16 protein-coding genes are annotated in these 15,700 nt (G+C 56.6%); 8 read left to right on the top strand and 8 right to left on the bottom strand.

What is annotated here, in order from left to right; all coding sequences use genetic code 11:
• Positions 1–68 precede the first annotated feature (68 nt).
• Positions 69–1,268 (bottom strand): tyrosine--tRNA ligase, encoded by a 1,200-nt coding sequence (gene tyrS / locus FZF01_RS17860; RefSeq protein WP_150279358.1) that lies wholly within the window; start codon positions 1,266–1,268, stop codon positions 69–71.
• A 218-nt stretch (positions 1,269–1,486) separates the two neighbouring features.
• On the opposite strand from tyrS, the gene FZF01_RS17855 reads away from it, so the two are divergent.
• Together FZF01_RS17855 and FZF01_RS17850 are read left to right on the top strand one after the other, a co-directional pair.
• Positions 1,487–2,941 (top strand): peptidoglycan DD-metalloendopeptidase family protein, encoded by a 1,455-nt coding sequence (locus FZF01_RS17855; protein WP_150279357.1) that lies wholly within the window; start codon positions 1,487–1,489, stop codon positions 2,939–2,941.
• Positions 2,942–4,045 carry an anhydro-N-acetylmuramic acid kinase gene (locus FZF01_RS17850; protein ID WP_150279356.1) on the top strand — a complete coding sequence of 368 codons (1,104 nt, stop codon included), beginning with the start codon at positions 2,942–2,944 and terminating at the stop codon, positions 4,043–4,045.
• An 11-nt stretch (positions 4,046–4,056) separates the two neighbouring features.
• On the opposite strand, the gene erpA is transcribed toward FZF01_RS17850, so the two are convergent.
• The 4 genes from erpA to argC form a co-directional block, all read right to left on the bottom strand.
• Complete coding sequence (erpA, locus tag FZF01_RS17845; protein WP_150279355.1) at positions 4,057–4,410, bottom strand: iron-sulfur cluster insertion protein ErpA; 354 nt, start codon at positions 4,408–4,410, stop codon at positions 4,057–4,059.
• 70 nt (positions 4,411–4,480) lie between these two features.
• Positions 4,481–4,903, bottom strand: coding sequence for a bactofilin family protein (locus FZF01_RS17840; RefSeq protein WP_150279354.1), 423 nt, complete (start codon positions 4,901–4,903; stop codon positions 4,481–4,483).
• On the bottom strand, positions 4,903–5,664 hold the full coding sequence (locus tag FZF01_RS17835) for a DUF6776 family protein (protein ID WP_150279353.1): 762 nt from the start codon (positions 5,662–5,664) through the stop codon (positions 4,903–4,905). The genes FZF01_RS17840 and FZF01_RS17835 overlap by 1 nt, the downstream gene beginning before the upstream one ends.
• A complete protein-coding gene (gene argC, locus FZF01_RS17830; RefSeq protein WP_150279352.1) occupies positions 5,664–6,698 on the bottom strand; it encodes an N-acetyl-gamma-glutamyl-phosphate reductase in 1,035 nt (344 codons plus the stop codon). Before argC ends, FZF01_RS17835 begins: the two co-directional genes overlap by 1 nt.
• A 120-nt stretch (positions 6,699–6,818) precedes the next feature.
• Between argC and hemJ the strand changes: the two genes are divergently transcribed.
• The gene (hemJ, locus tag FZF01_RS17825) at positions 6,819–7,241 is read left to right on the top strand and encodes a protoporphyrinogen oxidase HemJ (RefSeq protein WP_150279361.1); all 423 of its coding nucleotides are present in this window, start codon (positions 6,819–6,821) and stop codon (positions 7,239–7,241) included.
• Here the strand turns inward: hemJ and FZF01_RS17820 are convergent.
• Positions 7,238–8,716 carry an AAA family ATPase gene (locus tag FZF01_RS17820; protein ID WP_150279351.1) on the bottom strand — a complete coding sequence of 493 codons (1,479 nt, stop codon included), beginning with the start codon at positions 8,714–8,716 and terminating at the stop codon, positions 7,238–7,240. The two genes, hemJ and FZF01_RS17820, sit on opposite strands and share 4 nt — an antisense overlap.
• A 93-nt stretch (positions 8,717–8,809) precedes the next feature.
• Between FZF01_RS17820 and FZF01_RS17815 the strand changes: the two genes are divergently transcribed.
• Together FZF01_RS17815 and coq7 are read left to right on the top strand one after the other, a co-directional pair.
• A complete protein-coding gene (locus FZF01_RS17815; RefSeq protein WP_150279350.1) occupies positions 8,810–9,148 on the top strand; it encodes a histidine triad nucleotide-binding protein in 339 nt (112 codons plus the stop codon).
• 61 nt (positions 9,149–9,209) lie between these two features.
• Entirely contained in the window at positions 9,210–9,857 is a 648-nt protein-coding gene (gene coq7, locus FZF01_RS17810) for a 2-polyprenyl-3-methyl-6-methoxy-1,4-benzoquinone monooxygenase (protein ID WP_150279349.1), read from the top strand.
• A 40-nt stretch (positions 9,858–9,897) separates the two neighbouring features.
• On the opposite strand, the gene FZF01_RS17805 is transcribed toward coq7, so the two are convergent.
• Positions 9,898–10,320 (bottom strand): OsmC family protein, encoded by a 423-nt coding sequence (locus FZF01_RS17805; protein ID WP_150279348.1) that lies wholly within the window; start codon positions 10,318–10,320, stop codon positions 9,898–9,900.
• A 167-nt stretch (positions 10,321–10,487) separates the two neighbouring features.
• On the opposite strand from FZF01_RS17805, the gene crp reads away from it, so the two are divergent.
• The 3 genes from crp (at position 10,488) to FZF01_RS19710 (ending at position 13,275) form a co-directional block, all read left to right on the top strand.
• Positions 10,488–11,132, top strand: coding sequence for a cAMP-activated global transcriptional regulator CRP (crp, locus tag FZF01_RS17800; protein WP_150279347.1), 645 nt, complete (start codon positions 10,488–10,490; stop codon positions 11,130–11,132).
• A gap of 65 nt (positions 11,133–11,197) precedes the next feature.
• A complete protein-coding gene (locus tag FZF01_RS17795) occupies positions 11,198–12,550 on the top strand; it encodes an adenosylmethionine--8-amino-7-oxononanoate transaminase (protein WP_150279346.1) in 1,353 nt (450 codons plus the stop codon).
• A 2-nt stretch (positions 12,551–12,552) separates the two neighbouring features.
• Positions 12,553–13,275, top strand: a complete 723-nt coding sequence (locus tag FZF01_RS19710) for a 16S rRNA (uracil(1498)-N(3))-methyltransferase (protein ID WP_150279345.1) — start codon at positions 12,553–12,555, stop codon at positions 13,273–13,275.
• 28 nt (positions 13,276–13,303) lie between these two features.
• On the opposite strand, the gene FZF01_RS17785 is transcribed toward FZF01_RS19710, so the two are convergent.
• The gene (locus FZF01_RS17785) at positions 13,304–15,499 is read right to left on the bottom strand and encodes an EAL domain-containing protein (RefSeq protein ID WP_150279344.1); all 2,196 of its coding nucleotides are present in this window, start codon (positions 15,497–15,499) and stop codon (positions 13,304–13,306) included.
• Positions 15,500–15,700: the final 201 nt, after the last annotated feature.

Below are 15,700 nucleotides of genomic sequence, written 5' to 3'. Positions count from 1 at the left end.
TTGTAAAGCGCTTTATACAAAGCGCCCTGACTGGGCAGACGCGCATTATAGGGGCTGGGATTTTTCCGTCAAGGCTTTTCGATACGAATACGTGCGAACTTTTTCTTGCCCGCCTGGCATACGTAATCACGACCCAGCGCAAAGATGAACTCCCGGTCGATTACAACACCATCAACCTTTACCGACCCGGCATTAAGGAGGTCTTTTGCCGCCGCGGCATTCTTGACCATGCCAGCCCGATTAAGCACGGCCGCTACCGGCATCTCTTCGGCAGACTCCAGAGCAACTTCGGGCAAGTCCTCTGGCAACTCACCCTCTTTAAGCCTGTTGCCCGCGGAACGGTGTGCACTAGCCGCCGCCTCCTCGCCATGAAAGCGGGCAACCAACTCCTCCGCCAGCTTGATCTTCACATCCCTGGGGTTGGCGCCCCGCTCAACGTCGGAGCGCAACTGAGCGATATCCTCCATGCTGCGAAAACTCAGCAGCTCGAAATAACGCCACATCAGAGTGTCGGGCATGGAAACGATCTTGTTGTACATCTCCCCTGGCGCATCACTGATGCCCACGTAATTACCAAGGGATTTGGACATTTTCTTTACCCCATCCAGACCTTCAAGCAACGGCATGGTAAGGATGATCTGCGGCTCCTGCCCGAACTGACGCTGAAGCTCGCGCCCCATCAGCAGATTGAACTTCTGGTCGGTACCGCCAAGCTCTACGTCAGCCTGCATCGCAACCGAGTCATAACCCTGCACCAACGGGTAGAGAAACTCATGGATGGCAATGGACTGCCCACTCTTATAGCGCTTGTCAAAGTCATCCCGCTCGAGCATGCGGGCAACGGTATACTTCCCTGCGAGCTGGATCATGTCGGCAGAAGTCATCTTGTCCATCCAGGTGGAATTGAACATCACCTGAGTGCGTGCGGGATCAAGAATCTTGAATACCTGCTCTTTATAGGTCTCGGCATTCGCCATGACCTGTTCCCGGGTCAGAGGCAAACGAGTCACGTTTTTACCCGACGGATCACCAATCATGCCGGTGAAGTCGCCGATCAGAAAAAGAACCTGATGCCCGAGATCCTGGAACTGACGCAGCTTGTTGATCAGTACCGTGTGACCCAAGTGGAGATCTGGAGCAGTTGGATCAAAACCCGCCTTGATCCGTAGCGGAACGCCGCGCTTGAGTTTCGCCAGCAATTCGCCTTCGACCAGAATCTCCTCCGCGCCGCGCTTGATCAGCGCCAACTGTTCCTCGACCGGCTTCATAAGTCCGCAAATCCTGTTGTTGAGTGACAAAAAAGGGGTCCAAACATACAACATTGATGATCAATTACAAGCGTGTACAGGGTATGCTTGTCAGAATATGAACACAGGTTGCGCTGGAAAACTGACAGGCGGTGGCGCTGAAAGCTTGCCACAGAGGACTTTCAGTTATAATTTAGCAAGTTATTACACATTACATAGAATCAACGACAAGAGCGCTTATGGCTTTCCACAAGACAAAATCGCCGCTGTACCCTAAAAGCCACCTGGTGGCTGCAAGTGGTATAGCAGCTGCGCTGAGCATCTTTCTGCTCGTTATCCCCACCACTGACGTCGAAGCACGTAAAACTTTTATCCCTCTGGACCTTGAGTCGGGCCACATGGGTGACCACCTGGCTCCGGAGGGAAACTCTGCAGAATTGGATGCCCTAATCCGTGAAACGGTCACATTCTCTTCGCCACTGCCGACCAACGGTCAGCAACTGGTCACTGACAATGAGACAGATGAGCGCGCCGAAAAGACTGAAGAGCAACCGATTGTCGTAGAGGAAACTGCAGTTCCATTGCGTCCTTCGGAATGGCGATCCATTACGGTAGCCAGCGGCAATACGCTTTCTGTGCTGTTTAACGAAATGGGGCTAGGCGCCACTACCCTGCATTCGGTCATTAACAGCAGTAAGGAAGCAAAACGTTTTACCCGCCTCAAGGTAGGACAGGAGCTGGAGTTCAAGCTGGCACCTACCGGGGATCTTATTACGCTGCGATCGAAAGTAAGCGATCTGGAAACCATACAGATTGATAGCACGCCAGACGGCTACACTTTCAGCAAGAACATCATCGAGCCCGAGGTACGCACCCGCTTTGCCAAGGGCAATATCGACAGCTCGCTGTTTCTCGCAGCCCAGAAGGCCGGAATGAGCCACGGGTTGACCATGGAAATGGCGAACATCTTCGGCTACGACGTGGATTTTGCGCGGGATATTCGCAAAAACGACAAGTTTGAAGTGGTATTCGAAGAGCTTCATGTTGGCGAAAAGCGCGTAGGTACCAACAACATTCTTGCCGCGCGATTCACCAACAAGGGCAAGACGTTTACGGCAGTGCGCTACACCGACAGGAACGGCTACAGCAGCTACTACCGCGCGGACGGAACCAGCCTGCGCAAGGCGTTCATCCGCACACCTGTGGAGTTCGCCCGCATCAGCTCGCGCTTCAATCCTAACCGCCGCCACCCGGTCCTGAACAAGATTCGGGCTCACAACGGCGTGGATTATGCTGCGTCTACCGGCACGCCGATCAAGGCTACTGGTGATGGTCGCATTGTCCACTTCGGACGCAAAGGCGGGTACGGCAATGCAATCGTTGTGCAGCACGGTCAGAAATACAAGACTCTGTATGCACACATGAGTCGCTTCGCCAGCGGGCTAAGCCATGGAAGTAACGTATCGCAGGGCCAGATCATTGGCTACGTGGGCATGACCGGCCTTGCAACCGGACCCCACCTGCATTACGAGTTTCAGGTTAATGGCCGTCATGTTGATCCCCTGGGCATTGAGCTACCGGTTTCCGATCCGGTACCCAAGGCCGAGCGCACAGCCTTCATGGCACTGAGCAACAAGATGATGGCAAGCCTGGACCAACAGAGCACCAGCCAACTGGCCTCCCTGGAGCCATAATTGGCCAATCTCTACGTCGGTATCATGTCAGGTACCAGCCTGGACGGTATCGACGTAGCGCTGGTTGAACTCTCCGCACCCCAGCAGGCAAAATTAATTGATGCCTGCTGCATACCCTTCCCCGAGCCTGTTTACGCAGATCTCCTTGCACTTTGCTCGCCCGGCGCGGACGAAATACGCCGTGCGGGCATGGCGGGCCAGAACTGGGCGCGTCTCGCTGCCGCGGGCGTCCAACAACTGCTTGAAAGAAACGCGTTGCTGCCGACCGACATTATGGCCATCGGCAGTCACGGACAAACCATCCGCCACCATCCGGAACTGGGCTTCAGCAGCCAGATTGGCGCCCCCGCGCTGCTAGCAGAGCTCACCAGCATAAGCGTCATAGCGGATTTTCGGAGCCGAGATCTTGCCGCCGGTGGTGAGGGAGCCCCGTTGGTGCCAGCGTTCCATGAGTGGCTACTGCGTAGTCCAGACGAGGCGCGAACCCTGGTTAACATAGGTGGATTCGCCAACCTGACCATTCTGGACCCCGAGCAGCCCGTTGTTGGCTTCGACAGCGGTCCGGGAAACGTGCTCATGGATTACTGGATCCAGCTGCACGGCTCCAAGCCCTATGATGCCGGCGGCAACTGGGCTCGCAGCGGTGAGGTTTCAGCGGAACTGCTCGACCTGATGCAGAGCGACCCCTATTTTCGACGTCAGGGCCCCAAGAGCACTGGCCGCGAGTACTTTCATCCAGCCTGGCTCAGGCACAAACTGGACAACCTGACTGCAGTCTTGCCCCCACAGGACATTCAGGCGACGCTACTGGAACTGACCGCGCAAACCATCAGCCAGGCTGTAGCCAGGAGCGCGGCAACAACGAAAAGCGTGTTTATATGTGGTGGCGGAGCGAGGAATCAGTTCTTGCTGGAGCGGCTCGAATCACTTCTCGATCCGCTACCATTAGCGACTACGACACAGCTTGGAGTTGATCCTGACTGGATGGAGGCAATTGCGTTCGCCTGGTTGGCGTGGCGCTGCCTGGAGAGGCAACCTGGCAATCAGCCTGAAGTCACAGGCGCTTGCGGAGCAAGGATACTGGGCGCCCACTACCCCGCCTGAATCTCAGAAAGTTAGATGGAGAAGGAGGAACCGCAGCCGCAAGTGGTCGCCGCATTGGGGTTGTTGATAACGAATCGAGACCCCTCAAGACCTTCCTGGTAATCCACCTCGGACCCCACCAGATACTGAAAGCTCATGGGATCCACAACCAGCTTTACCCCTTCGCGCTCGACAATGGTGTCATCTTCGGCCAGCTCATCATCAAAGGTAAATCCATACTGGAAGCCGGAGCAGCCGCCACCGGTGACGAATACTCGCAGACTCAGACGCTCGTTACCTTCCTCGTCGATCAATGACTTGGCCTTGGAAACAGCAGTGTCGGTAAACAACAAAGGGGAAGGGGTAAAAACTTCAGCAGTCGACATAAGACCTCCAGCGACAGGTGCCACAGCACATCAGGTTATGCATTATCCTTTTCCCGACTCTTTTGGTCAACTATTCATCCTGGCGAGTCCGGTCGGCAATCTGGGCTATCGGAGTTACCGAGGCTGTTTCATTCAAATGATTAAGCGTACCGCTGATCTGGGCCCCCATGACCATCTCGATGAACCGGTAATACAGGTTGCCGTTTATGCGCGCCTTGGCATCAAGCTCCAGATGCTCGTGAGCATGCACATCACCAATGACTTCGCCGTTAATCAACACGTTTGGCGCAGTGATCACTCCTTGCACCCGCCCATGCTCGCTCACCCGCACCAGCCCCTGCTCCGCATTGATGTTGCCAATGATACGGCCGTCTACCTGCAGAATCCCGGAAAAGCTGATATCGCCGTTGATTTCCGCTTCCTGTGCGACGATGGTGGTTTTACCACCAAACTTACCGATGTCCATCTTCTTGTGCTTATCTGCTCCCCACATCAGGGTACTCCTGTAGCTGTCCACTCGAATGACCGCTCGACAAGAGTCGAGCCGTTCTGAAGCGCCTGCAATTCGATACGTTTTGGCTCGAAGCCTTCTGGCAAACGCAGCTCCGATCCAGCTCCAGGACCGGGCACCACCTGAAAATAGCGAAAATTCAGGGCAATACCCTCCGCGTCATCTGCTTCGGTCATATCCGCCAACGGCAGACTGACCATTTCACCATCTTTAAGCCCATGAATCTGCATGAGCAAGCGGGCCTGGAGGATCTCTTCCTCATCACCAACCCTGCTCACCATGACCTTGTACCGGAACCTGTCCGGATCTTCAGTAGGCAGTAACTCGAATGCCTGGATGCGTACACCCGGCGAAGCGGCGGTAGGCTCCAGTACACCTTGGTACTGGGCGAGGTCCTGCTGCAGATGAAAGAGCTGTTGCTCCAGCTCCTGAACCATCCCGCGGTTCTCCGTCACCGACTCGACAGCCACCAGCAAATCAACTTCAAGCTCCTGCGCCCGTTCACGGGTCGCGGTCAATTCAGACACGAGCTCCTCACGCTGTACACGCAACCGGTCACGCTCAAGCAGGACGTCCGCCTGGGAGCGCAGACCGGCCTGCCACGCCTGCCAGGCACTAAGCGGAATCGCCAGCACCAGGGCCAGCACCCCTATCACCTTCAATGCACTGATCAGTTTCGAGTTGCGCGGCATCAGCACGATACTGTGATCGCGCAATGGCCTGCGTCGCTTGAACCCGGTCATCAGGGCATGAGCGCCGGATGGGAGAGTCCTGTTTTCTCATCGAGTCCGAAGGCAATGTTCATGTTCTGCACCGCCTGCCCCGAGGCGCCTTTCACCAGGTTGTCGATAACCGACAAAATGACTACCTGATCACCGGACTGGGGCCGATGGACTGCCAATCGGCAGATATTGGCACCTCGAACACTGCGCGTTTCCGGATGGCTTCCGGCAGGCATCACATCAACGAAGGGCTCACTTTCATAGCGCTTCTCAAACAGCGCCTGCAGATCAATCGAATGATCTTTTACGGACACGTGCAGGGTAGCGTGTATCCCCCTGATCATCGGCGTGAGATGGGGCACAAAGGTCAGACCCACAGGGCCTCCGGCTGCAGCCTGCAAGCCTTGGCGAATCTCTGGCAGGTGGCGGTGACCCGCGACGCCGTACGCCTTCATGCTCTCCGTGGATTCACAAAAAAGCGAGCCGACGCTGGCCCCACGGCCAGCGCCACTGACGCCGGATTTGCAGTCGGCAATAATACGCTCGTTATCAGCAAGTCCTGCCTCGAGCAACGGCAGCAGCCCCAGTTGTACTGCGGTCGGGTAGCAGCCCGGCACTGCTATCAATCGGGCACTTCGTACAGCGTCTCGATTGACTTCGGGCAGGCCGTAAACAGCCTGGTCGAGTAATTCGGGAGCACCGTGTGGCTGGCCATACCATTGGCTCCACTCGGCAGCATCACGCAGGCGGAAATCAGCTGATAGATCAATGATCCGCGTGCCTGCTGCCAGCAACTCCGCCGCCATGGCGTGGGCCACGCCGTGGGGGGTGGCAAAGAAGACCACATCGCAGCGTCCCAATGACTCATTGTCCGGCACACTGAAACACAGCTTGTCGTAGTGCCCGCGCAGGTTGGGATACATATCCACCACGCGCACACCGGTTTCCGATCGGGAAGTAATCACCTCGACATGAGCCTGGGGATGCTGGGCCAGGAGCCTGAGCAGCTCCACACCTGTATAGCCGGTTCCACCTACTATGCCGATCTTGATCATCTTTACTTCCTGAATCGTTTGAACATGATTGATAACCCCCTATCATAAAAGCGCTGGCGCAAATTACCAGCACTCACTGCCTCACTCAGAGGCACCTTGATCATTCAAGAGGACTGCAGTGTGTATCTGTGGATCAAAGCCTTTCATATCATTGCCGTCGTGACCTGGTTCGCCGGCCTCTTCTATTTACCGCGCCTGTTCGTCTATCACGCCCAGAGCGAAGACGGGGTCAGCAAGGAACGCTTCAAGATCATGGAGCGCAAGCTGTATCGCGGCATCATGGTGCCTTCCATGATCGTGACTATCGCACTGGGGATCTGGCTGGTGGTGCTCGCTCCGGCGTGGCTCAGTCAGGGCTGGCTGCATGCCAAATTGACCCTGGTTGTTGCGCTGCTGATCTATCATTTCACCTGCGCCGCGATGCTCAAGCAGTTTGCTACCGATCGCAACACACGCTCCCATGTGTTTTACCGGTGGTTCAACGAGGCTCCGGTACTGGTCCTGGTCCTAGTGGTCATTCTGGTGGTGGTCAAGCCCTTCTAACCTGCCATCACTGCACGGTCTCTACCCCACGCCCGCAAAGCCTGCAAGCGTTCTGCCATGACTACCGAGAGGGGCGATGTCTGCGACATCGCACCCTGCAAGTGAGCATCGGTGACGCTCTGCCCGCGTGCCGAAGCAGCGTATACCGCTGCAACAACGGCTTGCTCGATCTCTGCCCCGGAAAAACCGTCACATGCCAGTGACAGCGCGGGCACATCAAAACCCTCGATACTCAGGCCGCGTTTCTGCAAATGGATACGCAAAATGTCTTCTCGGACGCTGCTGTCTGGCAGATCAATGAAGAACAGCTCATCCAGACGCCCCTTGCGAATCAATTCCGGCGGAAGCTGGCTCACGTCATTGGCTGTAGCCACGAGAAATACCCGGGTATTGCGTTCCGACATCCAGGTCAGCAGGGTCCCCAGCAATCGGCGGGATACGCCCTGGTCGCCACTGTCAGGCGCCAGACCTTTTTCGATCTCGTCAATCCAGAGCACGCAAGGCTCCATGCAGTCAGCCATTTGCAATGCTTCACGCAGATTCTTCTCGGTTTCGCCTATGTACTTGTTGTACAGCGCAGCGAAATCCAGACGTAACAGCGGCAGCCCCCAAACGCCGGCAACCGCCTTTGCAGCAAGACTCTTGCCCGCCCCCTGCACTCCGACCAGCATCACGCCCCTCGGTGCATCTTCTATCTGTCCGGCGCCAAGGAATGCAGCCTGGCGCTCCATCAGCCAGCGCTTGAAGTGATGCAAGCCGCCCACCTCGGCGAAATGGGCGGTATTCTGCTCGAAGCTCAATACGCCCTGCATATCCAGCAGGCTGAATTTGGCCTTGTTCAACGCCGGCACATCCTCCTGAGTAATGGCGCCGTCATCAGCAATCAGTTTGCGAGCCAATCGCCGCGCCTCCTCATGGGTAGTGCCGCGCAGATTGCGCACTACCTGCTCAAGCGTGCGGCTGTCGGTACGTACCTTGAGACCCTTGTTTTGTTCCGTCCAAACTGCTGCCTCCTCGCGGATGATGGCGGACAACTGCTCATCAGAGGGCATGCTCAGCTCCACGCGAGCCGCCAGCCTGCTCAACTCCGGTGCCAGCTTGATCTGGTGACTGACCAACATGATGGTCGGAGCATGCGGGTCTGCATTCATTGCGACGAGCTTGAGCAGCCGCACAACTTTGGGGTTCTCGAGAAACGGGTGCAGGTCGCAGAACACGTAGATGGATTGCTGGCTGTCCCTGCGCACGCATTGCAATGCCTTCTCGGGATCACAGGTGTCTGCATCCTCGATTTCTTCGCCAAAACCAAGGCGTTGCAGACCGTCAACATGGTCCCAGGTAAACCAGGTACGCGCCCGCTTCACCGCTAACGCCGCCATGGTTTCCAGCACGCGCTGCTCTTCCCAGCTTTCAGTGATGATCAGCTTGACGCGGCTGTCGAGCAGCAGACCCAGATCATGGATATCGTTTTTCACTGGCGAATCCTTTTGCAGCACTTCGATGTGATGCCATTCTAGCGCCAGATGGTTACACTGGAAGCACTTTAAAGACCAGCCAAGGAGTAGCGCATGGACTGTCTGTTCTGCAAGATCGTTGAGGGCAAGATCCCTGCCAGCAAGATTTACGAGGATGATCAGGTCATCGCCTTCAATGACATCAACCCCCAGGCGCCTGTGCATTTTCTGGTTATTCCCAAACGACACATCGCCTGCATCAGCGACTTGACCACAGACGACCGGGCACTGGTTGGCCATATGATTTTCATTGCCCAACAGGTAGCTGCCGAACAGGGTTGCGACAATGGTTTTCGGACTGTATTCAATTGCAACCAGGATGGTGGTCAAACGGTCTACCACATTCATCTGCACGTGCTGGGCAAGCGCCAGATGACCTGGCCTCCAGGTTGATCCAGTGCAGTCTGGCACCTCTGTGGCGCCCGTTACCCATTTCCTGCCCAGGAGCAATCCAATGAATACACCCCGTCGATACAGCACCCTGGATCGCTTGCTCACCCAGGCTGACCAGTCACTGCGGACGTTGGTGCCGGGCGCAGCCCAGGCAAACAGGCCTTCACCGTCGCAACACATGCCCAACGTGCCGATGGACGAACATGAACGTCAGCACATAGCCGGCCTGATGCGCATCAACCATACTGGCGAAGTCTGCGCCCAGGCGCTGTACCAGGGGCAGGCATTGACAGCCAAACTCCCCGATGTGCGGGCCAAAATGGAACATGCGGCGGCCGAGGAGATTGACCACCTGGCCTGGTGCGAACAACGGTTGCGCGAGTTGAAAAGTCAGCCGAGCTTGCTGAACCCGTTGTTTTACGGCCTGTCCTTCGGCATGGGTGCCGCGGCAGGGCTGATCAGTGATCGCATAAGCCTGGGCTTTGTGGCCGCAACCGAACAGCTGGTCGAACGGCATCTCGATGACCACCTGGCCCAGTTGCCAGAGGAAGACATAAAATCGCGGGCCATTCTCGAGCAGATGCGCATCGACGAGATCGAGCACGGGGCCCAGGCGCTCGAAGCCGGCGGCATGATCTTTCCCGAACCAGTGAAGGCCGCAATGACCCTGCTTTCGGGCTTCATGACCAAGGCAACCTATAAAATCTGAAATGCTGCGCAATGGGGCCCGTTGAAAGCGGGCCCGATGGTCAGTCTATTTCCACGATTTCATAGCCATGGGTGATCTCCACCCCTGCCCGACCAAGCATGATCGACGCCGAGCAGTATTTCTCCGCAGACAGCTCCACCGCGCGCTTCACCTGGGCTTCCTTCAACTGTTTGCCAGTCACTACAAAATGAACGTGGATACGCGTGAAGACCTTGGGCTCGGTCTCTGCGCGTTCGGCATCGAGTGACACCTGTACGTCGCGGATATCCTGGCGTGATTTTTTCAAAATACTCACCACATCATAACTGGCGCACCCGCCCAGACCGATCAGCACCGTCTCCATTGGACGCACACCCATGTTCCGCCCACCCGCATCCGGTGGGCCATCCATCACGATCGTGTGGCCGCTACCGGACTCACCGAGAAACATGGCACCGTCCACCCACTTGATTTGCGCTTTCATCTACATCTCCGGCAGGTCAGTCTGAGGCCGTGCAGAATAGCACAGGCTCAGACTGCGAAGACCTGGACTGGTCATCATCGCAAAAATTGGACATAATCAAGTTTGGTCTCGATTTGAGGCGCCCACGATTGCTCCGGCAACATCGAACTGCTCGACAGGATAACTACATGGTCGTAAACGCCCTGACGCCCCGCATCAAGAACCTCGACAGCTATCTGGCACATTGTCATTTGCGCACTTTCAACGCCCGCAGCACCATCCTTCACGCGGGAGATCATTCCGACAGCCTGTTCTATATCCTCAAGGGCAGCGTCACCATTCTTATCGAGGATGAGCAGGGTCGGGAAATGATAATTGCCTACCTGAACCAGGGCGATTTCTTTGGTGAAATGGGACTCTTCGATGATGTCACGCCGCAGCAAGATCGCAGCGCCTGCGTGCGAGCCAAAAGCGAGTGCGAAGTGGCCGAGGTCAGCTATACCAAGTTTCGCGAGCTGAGCCAGCAGGATCCGGATCTGTTCTATGCGGTAGGTCGGCAGATGGCGGAACGCCTGCGCAACACGACTCGCAAGGTAGGGGATCTGGCCTTTCTTGACGTGACCGGCCGGGTTGCCCGCACATTGCTTGACCTGTGCCGCCAACCGGACGCCATGACGCACCCTGACGGCATGCAGATAAAGGTTACCCGCCAGGAACTGGGGCGGATTGTCGGTTGCTCGCGGGAAATGGTCGGCCGAGTGCTCAAGACACTTGAGGAACAGGGCCTGATCAACGTGAAAGGCAAGACGATGGTGGTTTTTAACACGCGCTGAGACACTGCAGGCCCGAACCGGCTGAGGTACAATTGTCGCCTAATTCCAATTTCGGCGAGGCGACTATGGGCTTGAACAATCAGTGGATGCAGCGTGATCTGTCAGTGCTCTGGCACCCATGCACCCAGATGAAAGATCATGAGCACATGCCGGTCATTCCGATTCAGCGTGGCGAGGGCGTATGGCTTCACGACTTCGAAGGCAATCGCTATCTCGATGCAGTCAGCTCCTGGTGGGTCAATATTTTCGGCCATGCCAACCCGCATATCAATCAACGGATAAAGGATCAGCTCGACAGCCTGGAGCATGTGATTCTCGCCGGCTTCAGCCATCAACCCATCATCGAACTGTCCGAACGCCTGGTGGATATCACGCCAGCACCGCTGACCCGTTGCTTTTACGCTGACAACGGTTCCTCCTGTATCGAGGTCGCCCTGAAGATGAGCTTTCACTATTGGCTCAATACCGGGAAACCTCGGAAGAAACGCTTTATTACCCTCTCCAACAGCTATCACGGCGAAACCCTGGCAGCCCTGGCTGTGGGCGATGTAGCGTTGTACAAGGAAACCTATCAGCCCCTTCTGATGGAGGTAATTACCGTCCCGTCGCCAGACTGCTACGACCGTGAAGAAGGCGCCAGCTGGGAGGAACACAGCCGCAAGATGTTCGAGCATATGGAACGCGCGCTGGAAGAAAACCACGAAGAAGTTGCCGCGGTTATCATAGAGCCGCTTATCCAGTGTGCCGGCGGGATGCGCATGTACCACCCGGTGTATCTGAAGCTCCTGCGGGAGGCCTGTGACCGCTATGACGTGCACCTTATCCACGACGAAATTGCTGTCGGTTTTGGTCGTACCGGGAGCTTGTTTGCCTGCGAACAGGCTGACATCAGCCCTGACTTTCTCTGTCTGTCCAAGGCCCTTACTGCTGGCTACCTGCCAATGGCCGTGTGCATGACTACTGACAAAATGTATGAGGCCTTCTACGACGACTACGTAACCATGCGCGCGTTCCTGCATTCGCACAGTTACACCGGCAACCCGCTCGCCTGCGCTGCAGCACTGGCGACACTGGATCTGTTCGAACAGAACAATGTGATCGAGGCCAACAAGTCGCTCGCGGCGCATATGACCCGCGCCACCGCCCATTTCGCGGATCATCCGCATGTAGCGGAAGTGCGCCAGACGGGAATGGTGCTGGCTATCGAGATGGTGCAAAACAAGGCAAACCGAACGCCGTATCCCTGGCAAGAGCGTCGCGGCATCCGCGTGTATGAGCACGCCCTCAAGCATGAAGCACTACTGCGTCCGCTGGGCAGCGTGGTGTACTTCATGCCACCCTACGTGATCACACCTGACCAGATCGATCACCTGGCCAGTGTCGCCTATGAAGGCATCCAGCTGGCCACACGGGACTGATAATGCGGGTCTCACGCTTTCACCTTGATGCGCCCATGGACGCCGGCGAGCACCAGCTCGACGGTGACCTGGCACATTACATCGGCCGGGTACTGCGTCTGGCGCCCGGCGCCGCTATTCAGGTGTTCAACGGTTCCGGACAGGAGTGGCCAGGCGAGGTTATCGAGGTAGCCAAAAAGCAGGTTACCGTACGCCTGGATCCAGCAATACCGGGCCTACCGGAGTCTGCGTTGAAGGTCCACCTGGGCCAGGCAATGTCCCGCGGTGAACGGATGGACTGGGCGATTCAGAAAGCCGTTGAGCTGGGAGCGAATCAGATAACACCGCTCTTTACGGAGCGCTGCGAAGTAAAACTGCAGGGTGAGCGGGCCGACAAGCGGCAGGCACACTGGCAGCAGATTGCGGTCAGCGCTTGTGAGCAATGCGGGCGCAGCGTGGTACCAAAAGTGCACCCGCCGACCTCTCTGGACGTCTGGCTCGATGACCTTCAGGCGGACCTCAAACTGGTATTGCACCACCGCACCGAGCAAAGCCTTGAAAGCCTGCAACGCCCAGACGAACTCGCCCTGCTGATTGGCCCCGAAGGCGGTCTGAGCCGCGAGGAAATCGAGCGCGCACAGAAAAGCGGCTTCAAACCCGCCCGTTTTGGCCCGCGTGTGTTGCGCACCGAGACGGCGCCGGTCACAGCGCTCACGCTTGCCCAGTACCTGTGGGGCGACATCTAGGCATTGTTCGCTGGTTCTGTGCTGCGGATCAACGACTCAGCATCAGGTTCATATCCGCTACGCTCAATGGATGCGACAGCAGAAAGCCTTGCCCGAATCGGCAATTCTCGGCGAGCAGAAAATCCACCTGCTCGAGTGTTTCTATTCCCTCGGCCACCACGTCCAGCCCCAGGGTAGCACTCAGGCTGATGATCGCTCGGCAGATGGCTTGCTGGGTGGGATTGTCGTGGGCCTCGACCAGAAAGCTGCGATCAAGCTTGATGATGTGAATCGGAAAGCGGTTCAGATAACCCAGGGAGCAGAAACCCGTACCAAAATCATCAAGGGCTATCCGCACGCCCATGGCCGCCAGTTCTCGCAGACTGGACACACTATGACCCTCGGCATCCACCAGCAGGCTCTCGGTGATTTCCAGCACCAGAGATGTTGATGGCAACCCCGTAAGGTCCAGAATTTCCCGGACCCTGAGGCTGAAGTCTGCTTCCCTGAGCTGCAAACCCGAGAGGTTCACCGAACAACGCAGGTGCGGCGCTCCATTGTTCTGCCAGTGCACGGTTTGCTGACACGCCTGCTCAAGTACCCAGTAACCCACAGGAATAATCTCGCCGGACTCCTCAAGCACGGGAATAAAGCTGACCGGTGAAACAGGCTCGCCATCATGGCACCAGCGTAACAGGGCCTCCACAGCCACCGGCGGACAGCCACCGGGCGACAACAGATCCAGCACAGGCTGATAGACCAGACTGAACTCATTACCCTGCAGTGCTTGCAGCGCATCCGTCTCCAGGCGCAAACGATTGCGGACCTCGTCCTGCATACTCTGATCGAACAGATGATAACGAGCCTTGCCGGTTTCCTTGGCGCGATATAGCGCAAGATCAGCCGCCTGCAGGGCATGCTCGGGACTCTGCTCAGGACCTAGCACGGTAATGCCAATACTGGCGCTGACCACCAGATAGCGGTCGCCAAAACGCAGCGGCTCACGGAGCGAGGTCAGTATTTTGCGGGCAATAACTTCGGCATCCCCTGGCACAGCCAGATCATCCAGAAGCACGACAAACTCGTCACCACCGAAACGGGCAAGACGGTCTCCTGTGCGTACACAGTCCTGCAATCTTTTTGCTACGTGCCTGAGCACCTTGTCGCCAGCGGCATGACCGAGGCTATCATTGATTAGTTTGAAGCGATCCAGATCAATGAACAGGAGTGCCGCATAGCGAGCCCCAGGACGACCCTGTCGCAACAACAGCTCCTCAAGATAACTGTTGAAGCGCCTTCGATTGAGCAGACCAGTCAACTGGTCGTGCTTGGCAGCATGTTCGAGTTGCTTCTGGTTGCGGCGTTGCCGACTGATATCCGTTTGCGAGCCGGCCAGACGTCGCCGGCCCTGGTGGTCACTCTCGACCACCCCTCTGACCAGGACCCAGCGCAAGCCATCCCTTGCCGTTCGTATACGGTATTCGCAATAAAGTGAAGGTGTACCACCCTCAAGGTGAGTGTCGATTGCCTGGCGCAGCCCATCCAGATCATCCCCATGAACCAGGTCAAACCACCCCGCTGACTGTTGACCTATAGCCGCTACCGTAAAGCCGAGCATGCCGGCCCACCAGTCAGACACATACAGCCTGTCGGTCTCCAGATCCCACTCCCAGATACCATCATTGGCACCTCGCAGGGCGTGACTGAATCGGCTTTCGCTGGCGGCCAAGGCCCTGGTTGTTGCCGCCAGATAGGCTTCGGCTGCAAGAGTGATATCGAAAAAAACGATTTTCAACAGACTCTGAAAGGATTCCAGCGCCCAACGACCATCAGCTCTGTCAGCAGCTACCATTCCCTCCAGCATCTCGCTCAGACAAAACCTGTAACTGCCAAGATACCATTGCAGATCAACACCCAGCTGTTCGTGCACCTGGCCGATCAGTGAGCGATCTTTCAGATAATCCCCATCGATCCTGCCGCGAAACAGCTGCTGGTAATACTCCTGCTGTCGCTCCTTCAAACGAGTCACTGTTGCCTCGTCTCGGAGTATGCCGGCAGGCACAGCGAACTGCCCCAGATGTCCATACAGCTTCAGAACCGCATTTTCAATCAATGTTCCAGCGCTGTTCTGCCACCCATTGAGGCGCACCTGATCTTCCTGAGACCATTGAATAAACCTCAGACGCTCGGCAAGGTCCGCAGCATCTATCTCCGGCGGTGACGCGTTTTTTTGTTTTGAATGCATGGCAACGACTCCCATGTCCCTGCATGTCTGCACCGGTCGCCAGGTATCCATGACTGGCAGACCGGAGCTATATTCAGGAGAATGCTAGCAAGATAGTGGCAGTCGCCTATTGACTCAGCTCAAGCAAAACGTCAGCCGGTTACAGCTGAACTGGTCGCTATACCCGGCGGCAGGTGACCTGTTATAAACAGCTGTTAACCA

The sequence above is a fragment of the Halopseudomonas salina genome, assembly GCF_008641105.1.
The sequence above is the reverse complement of the archived record's forward strand: the minus strand, read 5'-3'. Positions and strand labels throughout refer to the sequence as shown.